The organism is Allobosea sp. NPDC055594, assembly GCF_053618995.1.
The window spans coordinates 1-2,090 of record NZ_JBSHIO010000047.1 but is presented as its reverse complement, the minus strand read 5'-3'; the positions used below and the strand labels follow the sequence as shown (position 1 = coordinate 2,090).

General features: G+C 58.1%; 1 rRNA gene. It reads right to left on the bottom strand.

The features are described from left to right. Window positions 1-1,931, bottom strand: a 23S ribosomal RNA gene (locus tag ACWGRX_RS26870); the annotation flags it as partial. Window positions 1,932-2,090 lie beyond the last annotated feature (159 nt).

Sequence of the window (2,090 nt, the reverse complement as noted above, 5' to 3'; positions counted from 1 at the left end):
CAGACATGGCCCCCCTTCTCCCGAAGTTACGGGGGCATTTTGCCGAGTTCCTTAACCATAGTTCACCCGAACGCCTCGGTATTCTCTACCTGACCACCTGAGTCGGTTTAGGGTACGGGCCGCCATGAAACTCGCTAGAGGCTTTTCTCGACAGCATAGGATCATCCACTTCACCACAATCGGCTCGGCATCAGGTCTCAGACTATTGCCAGGCGGATTTACCTACCTGACGTCCTACACCCTTACCCCGGGACAACCACCGCCCGGGCTGGACTACCTTCCTGCGTCACCCCATCGCTTACCTACTACCAGCTCGGGCCACCGGCTCCACCACTTTCCATTCCCCGAAGGGTCCGGAACGGCTTCACGGGCTTAGCATCACTGGATTCAATGTTTGACGCTTCACAGCGGGTACCGGAATATCAACCGGTTGTCCATCGACTACGCCTGTCGGCCTCGCCTTAGGTCCCGACTTACCCTGGGCAGATCAGCTTGACCCAGGAACCCTTAGTCAATCGGCGCACACGTTTCTCACGTGTGAATCGCTACTCATGCCTGCATTCTCACTCGTGAACCGTCCACAACTCGTTTCCACGGCTGCTTCACCCGGCACACGACGCTCCCCTACCCATCACAGCGGGCGTTGGCCCTCATGCTGCAATGACACGACTTCGGCGGTACGCTTGAGCCCCGCTACATTGTCGGCGCGGAATCACTCGACCAGTGAGCTATTACGCACTCTTTCAAGGGTGGCTGCTTCTAAGCCAACCTCCTGGTTGTCTCTGCGACTCCACATCCTTTCCCACTTAGCGTACGCTTAGGGGCCTTAGTCGATGCTCTGGGCTGTTTCCCTCTCGACCATGGAGCTTATCCCCCACAGTCTCACTGCCGCGCTCTCACTTACCGGCATTCGGAGTTTGGCTAAGGTCAGTAACCCGGTAGGGCCCATCGCCTATCCAGTGCTCTACCTCCGGCAAGAAACACACGACGCTGCACCTAAATGCATTTCGGGGAGAACCAGCTATCACGGAGTTTGATTGGCCTTTCACCCCTAACCACAGGTCATCCCCCAGGTTTTCAACCCTGGTGGGTTCGGTCCTCCACGACCTCTTACAGCCGCTTCAACCTGCCCATGGCTAGATCACTCCGCTTCGGGTCTAGAGCGTGCAACTCAAACGCCCTCTTCGGACTCGCTTTCGCTACGGCTTCCCCACACGGGTTAACCTCGCTACACACCGCTAACTCGCAGGCTCATTCTTCAAAAGGCACGCAGTCACGACTGACAGCACAAGTGCTGCCAGCGACGCTCCCACGGCTTGTAGGCACACGGTTTCAGGTACTATTTCACTCCGCTCCCGCGGTACTTTTCACCATTCCCTCACGGTACTATCCGCTATCGGTCACCAGGGAATATTTAGGCTTAGCGGGTGGTCCCGCCAGATTCACACGGGATTTCTCGGGCCCCGTGCTACTTGGGTGTCTCTCAAACGAGCCGTTGATGTTTCGACTACGGGGGTCTTACCCTCTACGCCGGACCTTTCGCATGTCCTTCGCCTACATCAACGGTTTCTGACTCGTCTCACGGCCGGCAGACCGTGGAAGAGAGATCCCACAACCCCGCATGCGCAACCCCTGCCGGGTCTCACACACATACGGTTTAGCCTCATCCAGTTTCGCTCGCCACTACTCCCGGAATCACGGTTGTTTTCTCTTCCTGCGGGTACTGAGATGTTTCACTTCCCCGCGTTCCCTCCACACTGCCTATGAGTTCAGCAGCGGGTGACAGCCCATGACGACTGCCGGGTTTCCCCATTCGGAAACCCCCGGATCAAAGCTCGGTTGACAGCTCCCCGGGGCCTATCGTGGCCTCCCACGTCCTTCATCGGTTCCTGGTGCCAAGGCATCCACCGTGCGCCCTTAAAAACTTGGCCACAGATGCTCGCGTCCACTGTGCAGTTCTCAAACAACGACCAGCCACCCATCACCCCCGCCTAACGGCAGAGTGCACTGGGGCCGGCGACCGAAGACAACCCGGGCTTTCGCCCGTGCCTTCAGACACCCAACAGCGTGCCCGACCCTCCTCGTCGTCC